General features: G+C 53.0%; 7 protein-coding genes. 4 read left to right on the top strand and 3 right to left on the bottom strand.

Annotated features, from left to right (window positions below; all coding sequences use genetic code 11):
• Both G8O24_RS38670 and G8O24_RS38665 read left to right on the top strand, forming a co-directional pair.
• On the top strand, nt 1-502 hold a 502-nt coding region (locus G8O24_RS38670; protein WP_188107756.1), incomplete at its 5' end, for a hypothetical protein.
• Between the two features lie 94 nt (nt 503-596).
• The gene (locus G8O24_RS38665; RefSeq protein WP_188107755.1) at nt 597-1643 is read left to right on the top strand and encodes a type I restriction enzyme HsdR N-terminal domain-containing protein; all 1047 of its coding nucleotides are present in this window, start codon (nt 597-599) and stop codon (nt 1641-1643) included.
• A 134-nt stretch (nt 1644-1777) separates the two neighbouring features.
• On the opposite strand, the gene G8O24_RS38660 is transcribed toward G8O24_RS38665, so the two are convergent.
• The 3 genes from G8O24_RS38660 to G8O24_RS38650 form a co-directional block, all read right to left on the bottom strand.
• A complete protein-coding gene (locus tag G8O24_RS38660) occupies nt 1778-2245 on the bottom strand; it encodes a hypothetical protein (RefSeq protein ID WP_188107754.1) in 468 nt (155 codons plus the stop codon).
• Nucleotides 2246-2581: 336 nt separating this feature from the next.
• Nucleotides 2582-3412 (bottom strand): hypothetical protein, encoded by an 831-nt coding sequence (locus G8O24_RS38655; protein WP_188107753.1) that lies wholly within the window; start codon nt 3410-3412, stop codon nt 2582-2584.
• 9 nt (nt 3413-3421) lie between these two features.
• Nucleotides 3422-3637 (bottom strand): hypothetical protein, encoded by a 216-nt coding sequence (locus G8O24_RS38650; RefSeq protein ID WP_188107752.1) that lies wholly within the window; start codon nt 3635-3637, stop codon nt 3422-3424.
• A gap of 81 nt (nt 3638-3718) precedes the next feature.
• Between G8O24_RS38650 and G8O24_RS38645 the strand changes: the two genes are divergently transcribed.
• Entirely contained in the window at nt 3719-4687 is a 969-nt protein-coding gene (locus G8O24_RS38645) for a DUF2971 domain-containing protein (RefSeq protein WP_188107751.1), read from the top strand.
• Nucleotides 4688-5258: 571 nt separating this feature from the next.
• Nucleotides 5259-6785, top strand: a complete 1527-nt coding sequence (locus G8O24_RS38640; RefSeq protein WP_188107750.1) for a restriction endonuclease — start codon at nt 5259-5261, stop codon at nt 6783-6785.

Below are 6785 nucleotides of genomic sequence, written 5' to 3'. Positions count from 1 at the left end.
CCGTCTCCACATTCAATCCAAGGGCGTCGATGCCTTTAAACTCATGTCCGATCTCCGAAAAGGACTGGCAGATGATGTGCGCTCATTGGCGAATAACACATCCTCGCTTTCGTCTGGGTTGTGGCGCGACGCTGCGGTCGCTTTCGGCGTGATTGCCGTTCGCCTTGCGAGCACGACGGTCGGCGATTGGCTTCTCTGGATGGCCGCCGCTTATTTGCTAGCTAGTTGCATTTTTTCGTGCATTGCGGCGTCCAGTGCCGTTAGCGGGATCGTTGAAAATGAGAAGAGCTTTCGATCGCGGCTGTATGGCCCGTTACTACTGGACAAAGAATACGAAGAACTCGCCGGCAAGCACTACCGGCAGGCAGAGAGTAACTTCCGCTGGTATCGACGATTTATCGTACTTGCATATCTGATCGTAGTCGCGGTCCTCCTTGGGATTGCGCACTATGGATTCCGAACGAGCGATAACTTCTTTCACATGGTGATTTCGTCTCTGTGAATTTTGAACGATAATGGCACCAAAGGTTTGAGGCTCGATACGGCGGCCAAAATGAAATGCTAGAGGTTGTGCTTTCCCTTACTTGAGGCGTGCGATGCTTTTCCCGCCAGTGAATTTTGATGAATTAAACGAAGCTGACATCCGGGGCGAGGTAATCGACCCGCTTCTCCGCCATTTGGGATATCGGTCCGGCACCGAGTTCAACATCGTCCGCGAAAGATCGCTACGGTATCCCCGCCGCAGCTTGGGACGAAGGAAGCCGAACGACCCTGAGATTAAGGGCCGCCCGGATTACATACTGGAGATCCGAGGGCTCGATCGGTGGATTGTCGAGGCCAAGCCACCATCTGACGATATTTCTGATGCAGATATCGAGCAGGCATTCAGCTACGCGTTTCTCCCTGAAGTTGCTGCTGGGTATTTCGTCCTTTCCAATGGGCGTCGGCTTTTCATTTTCAAGACGGTTGATGGGCCCGGGGCTGCGCCTTTAGTGGATCTCCGATATGAGCAACTTGATGACAAGCTTCAGGTCATCAGCAATATCCTTGCTCCGGCTAGTTTCCGCAGGTCGCTAATGACACAGCACGTTGACACTGCTCGCCCCCTAGCGCCTGGTTGGGGCTCGACATTGCAGATCGTCGCAGGTGAGATTGAGTATACTAAAACGTCTGGTTCCTTGCCTGCAATCGCCGAGCAGTTAAGCCGAATGGTCGGCGTCCGAATGCCGATGGACAGCGGCTTCGTCTGGAGGCTAGAGAACCAAATCGCTGTGCGCGCCAAGCAAGGATTTCTTCATCGGCTTCATCAACAGGCATCTAGAGCGATTGGGGCTGGTGAAGCGACCTACTACTCGTCTGACGCAGATTTATCGACGTCTCGCGATCATCCCAATATCTTCGAGTCGACCAACATGTATTCAATTCGGCGAGGGCAGCCGCAGTTCAACCTTTTTACCCAAGAGCAGGGCATTGCGACCGTCGACGCTCAAATGACAACCTATTCAGAAGCTGTGGGGTCACTAGAAGGCGATCGATTTACGGGGCTTTTTTTCGGAGGAGCTGAAGTGGTCTACGATATGCCCGGAAGCCCGACGCTAACGGTCGATATCTCAGGTGCTTTTTATCTAAAGCTTCGCGAATGAGGGTGCACGCTAACGTACAAAGGCATCCTCTGCGCGCCCCTGTGAATGTAAGAGTGTGCCAGCACGCGAAGAGAGAAGCAGCGCGCTCGCCGTATAGGCTTGGCCGAGAGTATCGTAGGCGGTCGTTCGACGGTCTACTCGATGAAACGCGTAGCGCTCCTTCGCGTCCCAATAGTTCGTCTGTGGGTTCCGATAAATAGGCGCAAGTGCTTATAGGTCGTTGCGCTTGTGATCGACTTTTCGATCTCCTCGTGCCAGTGCGGCAAGTTCTCTAGCTCGATAATAGAGTCCAATATTTTCTCTTGTACTATCTCGCGCGCCACGCCGACAAAAAGGCGTGAATTGATAGCGGCCGAGTAGATTTCCAGAAAATTTAGAAATTCGATGAGCGCATGCAACTGCTTCGCTGCATCGTCTTTATTCATCGCGAGCGCGGATTCGCGTTCGTTCATTGCTTTCAGAAAATCTTGCAGATGCTGGAGCGTGACCGTCTTTCGGGTTCTCCAGGTTTGGTATGCGTTGATGAGCAAGCCAGCGGCTGCGGCAACGGTGCCGCCGACCTGAACGTAGGGAAGTAGCTCAGAAGCCCACGTCGCTTTCAACGGCTTACTTTTTGGGCTGCGCCGGTGGCGTGGCCGGAGCGGCTGGTTGCGATGTCTGAGCTGACGGAGCCGGGCGGCTCGCCAAGGCAGTTGTCAAGTTCGCAGACGACGCACCTCTCTGTAGAGAGCCTCGAAGATTCGCCGAGCTGACGCTGTCTTGCCGAGCTGAGAGGCTGCTACGAAGGTTCGCTGTGCTGGCGGCATCAAGCGCCATTTGACGAGATGGAATAGGCTTGCGGTCGTTCGACATGAACGTCTCCTACAGTCTCTGAAGATTACAGGTTATCATACGACGACGCTCCCGACTTGGAATTGGGTTCGGGTTTTCAACAGAGTTTATTCAAGCCGTTTGTCGAAGTGAGGGTTTGGCCCAAGCAGGTCACGAGGCATAATCCATTCACCATCGAGGTCCGGGTTACTGGCAAGTAGGCTCGCATCTTCGACAGCGAAACCCAGCACAAATAGCCCTTGGCGAAATCGCGCGAAGCAACCAAAGAGGCCGTCAGTGGTGTTGAGATCATACCGATATTCGAACGTTTCTGATGCATCCCAGCGCCCTTGGATCAAGGTGCCGTACCTCTGCATTAGATCAAGAAGATCGGACGGGATGCCATTCTGAAAGAAATCTTCCTTCGTGCGCCACATCGCCTGCACGCGTCCTGCGTTCGGTAAAGGGCGCTGAAAATGTTCAAAGTATAAGGCGAGCACGGCCTTATGTGAAAAAACGTTCAATGCCCTGATTGTCAGGGGGCCAATCGTTGCGAAGTTCGCATCCGCAGGAGCGACAACGCCATTCTTCCTGAGGTGTCTCCGCGCTCTAAGCTGTGTCGCCGGTGACGCACCGCTCAGCCACTCGCAAACAAGCTCGGGGGCTTGAATCTTCGCCTGTGCTGATAATTTTGCGTGATCTGCCCTGACTGAATGTGAATGCTCGGCGCCCCAGCGGCTAACCAGAGAGACGACCAAATCAGACGTGCTCGTTTGCCTATTGCACTCGGAGCATGCAGGCATCACGAGCTTGTCGGGGCGGTGCTTGTTGTCAAACAGAGCCTTCGGCGGCATGTGCTCGCGCGTTGCGGTCGAGCGATCACCACCGCACAGCGAGCAGAAAGGGAACTGTTGGATGAAGTTCGCTGTACTTCGTTTCTTTAGCTTTGCTTGCCCCACAGTTGGCCTTCAGCCTGAATACGTGTTGAATCTTCCGTGCTTCACGCCGCGAATGTATCCGCGCGACACCCGCTCTTCCATCTCACGCTCTAAGAACTCGTTTGCAATCAACAGTGCCTTCACAGCTTCGCGGGCGTCGCTGCCGCACGCTGCTATCGCTTGATCCGCAGCCGCTTCCACCCACTCCACGTCTGATTGTGGATGGAGCTTACTTGCCTTGGACATTGAAACGATTCCGTGATACGCGATAAGATGATGTTCTCATTATGTTCTTGTAAAAGTCAATAGTGCTTCGGAGGCAAACGATTGGGTACCGATCCCGGAATTAGCGCAGAACAAATGCGCCTGTTTGAGATTTTCCAGCCTTACGCGCTGAATAGAAATCTTGAGGCGCTGCGGCAAAATCAGCGGTTCGTGTACTACACCAGCGCAGACACCGCGATGCGCATTCTACGCAACGGCGAGATATGGATGCGCAAGTCGCACCTAATGAACGATTTTCGTGAGATTGAGCACGGGTATGAGTGCTTGGCCAACGCCTACAGCAAGAATGCGCAGCGAATGCGGACTCTATTTGACGGCATGTTTCCGGGTTTCTGTGAGCGGTTGGAAAAGCTCTTCGAGGGCTGGATGCCACATTTCCGAAGCGACAGCTATATAAGCTGTCTTTCGGAGCACGATCCGTCTGAAGACCAGCATGGCCGCCTGTCAATGTGGCGCGCATATGGGGCAGGATCAGGCGTCGCGCTTGTCGTGAACGGTGGACCGATCTTACGACCTTCGAACGCTTTGAAGGCATATACCAGTCCCGTCGCGTACCTCAATAACACAGATCTGGAGCAAGCTTTTGCAGCGGTTCTCGATAACGTGGAGAACAACGCTGGCTTCCTCGGGACGTTCGAGGAAGAGAAAATTCTCGGGAATATGTTCTCTGCGCTACGTTACGCTGTGCTCTGCACCAAGCATCCCGGCTTCCATGAAGAGAGAGAATGGCGTGTTATTTACTCGCCTCGATACGAGCGATCTGAACGAATTGCTTCATCTGTGGAATCTATAGGTGGAATCCCACAGTCGATTTGCAGGATTCCACTTAGAGATGTTCCCGAAGAAGGGCTCTACGGCCTAGCGCCCGCGAACTTCATCGACCGCGTTATCATTGGGCCGACAAAATTTCCGGCAGGCATCTACGATGCGTTGATGGTGCTGCTTGCCGAGGTTGGTGTTCCTAATCCAGCCGAGAAGATTGTTTTTTCGGAGGTTCCTCTACGTCAATAGAGGAAGGTCATTTAATCGTCGTCGCACGGCAATGGCTATTTCAACAATGACAATCGATTTGAATACGTTTGGCTCGCTCGTCGCGTTCGGGCTCGCGGTTTTGAAGGTCTTGGAGTTCTTCCGAGATCGAAAACCGAAGCTTAAGCTGGAAGCTATGCTCCGAAATCATGTGGAGCTAGGGAATGACTTGTTGCTCATCAATTCTTCGAAGGTCCCCGCTTGCGTGTACTACTATGAACTAATCTGGCTAAAGCCTAGGCGGATTACGCGGTGGTTCGGACTGTATCGAAAGGAGGTCGGTTACGAGTTCACCTTGGAAGACAATTTGGCCGACCTAAAGATTGACGGCTATTCGACTGCGACCTTGAACTTCTCGGGTATCGACCACTTTGTCTGGGGTCGCGGAGCAGCGGACGACCTTTATCTGAAAATCTCTATGGTGGGGCGCAAGAAGCCGTTGTGGTTTTGGGTCACAGGGCCATCCAAGCACTAGTGTGACCGTGCCGCGAAGCCCGAAATGCATCGAAAAGCCTCGGGGCGGGGAAAACCAAGCACCAGGAAATCCGAGATCATGCCAAAGGTATCGCGAACGTACGGGCCTATACATTTTGAGGATCTTGACCCGCATCGCTTTGAGGATTTGGTGCGACAGCTCGTATACGATTTCAAGGATTGGCAAACGATTGAGGGCACAGGTCGAAGCGGCTCTGATGATGGCATCGATATTCGCGCGTTCGAACGATTGGCGATCCCGAGAAATGAAGACGATGAGGACGAAGAGACCAAGGAATCGCCTCACCCTATGATGGGAAATCAGTGGATCGTGCAGTGCAAACGAGAGAAGGAGTTAGGCCCCAAACGCGTTGCGGAAATTATCGCGGAGCTTGACCCTAAGAACCCGCCTTACGGGTACGTACTTGCGGCGGCCTGTAACTTCTCCAAGCAGTCGTATGATCGTTTCCGGGACAGGCTGATTGAAAAGGGAGTTATGGAGTTTCAGCTGTGGGGGAAGGCCGAGCTTGAGGATATGCTTTGCCAGCCGAAAAACGACCACATACTATTCACCTTCTTCGGCATCTCGCTCGTAACCAGGCGAAGATCAAGGTCTACCGAAATCCGCAGGATCGTCACCAACAAAAACAAGCTATTTAGGGTGCTCGGCACTGAACTTGGTCATGTATCTGTGCTCATCAGAGACGCGAATGATGAAGATTACCCATTCAAAGAGAACATTAAGGATTTCGACGTTCGCCCACGGTGGCGAGAATGCCTAGCAACTAATTATCATCCCCGGGGGTTGGTCTTGAAGACCCGGGAGTACTTTGGTTTCGTGGATCAGAAGAGAAAAGAGTTCGATTTCACTGATGCAATCTCGCTGCTAATGCTCAGAGGGGATGAAGAGCATCAGGACCGAAGAGACTGGCACGAGCGCAGAGAAGTCATCGAAGACTTTTGGAATCACCTGCCGCACCGAAATAAATGTCACTTTGTTGCTGAGCGCCTGCTTCGATACGACGACATGCTTGTGATCGATGATCAAGGCATAGCGCCGCACAAATTCACACACATATTCGTAGATACCGAGGGAAAGGACGGCCCGTTCTCTGGCGGTTGGGAGTTTGCCGAACTTCGGCGCGGTGTTGCTAGCCAGCACATAGACCTAAGAGACTATCGTCGACGAAAGATATTTCCCGATGAATTTCCACCCCCTGTCGTTGGTACAATCTATCCGGAGGGAGCTATCTCAATCGATAGCGAAACAGCTCGTCTGGCGGAGCTGAATGAGAACGTGCGCGAGTTCTTTCTCTTGGCAGGGCAGCACGATGAGCTGAGGCAGCGTGACGTGATAACCGTTAGATCGCAGGACACCGTCTACCGTAGTGGGCAGGGAGGTCGGAGGGACACTATGCCCAGCTATCTTCAGGTCACTCTGATCGAAAATGTGCGGGTGGCGGATTTGTACGTCGAAGAGGAGCAGTTTCGACTTCGCGAGCTGGAGAGAAGGCTTGGGAGAGAGCTAGCTGACGACGAGGTTCTAAAGCGCATAGAGTTCGTTCGGACCTACGGTCGGAAGATCGGAAAGAATGATTTTGTTTAG

It is taken from the genome of Bradyrhizobium campsiandrae (assembly GCF_014529705.1).
Lineage (GTDB): Bacteria > Pseudomonadota > Alphaproteobacteria > Rhizobiales > Xanthobacteraceae > Bradyrhizobium > Bradyrhizobium campsiandrae.
The sequence above is the reverse complement of the archived record's forward strand: the minus strand, read 5'-3'. Positions and strand labels throughout refer to the sequence as shown.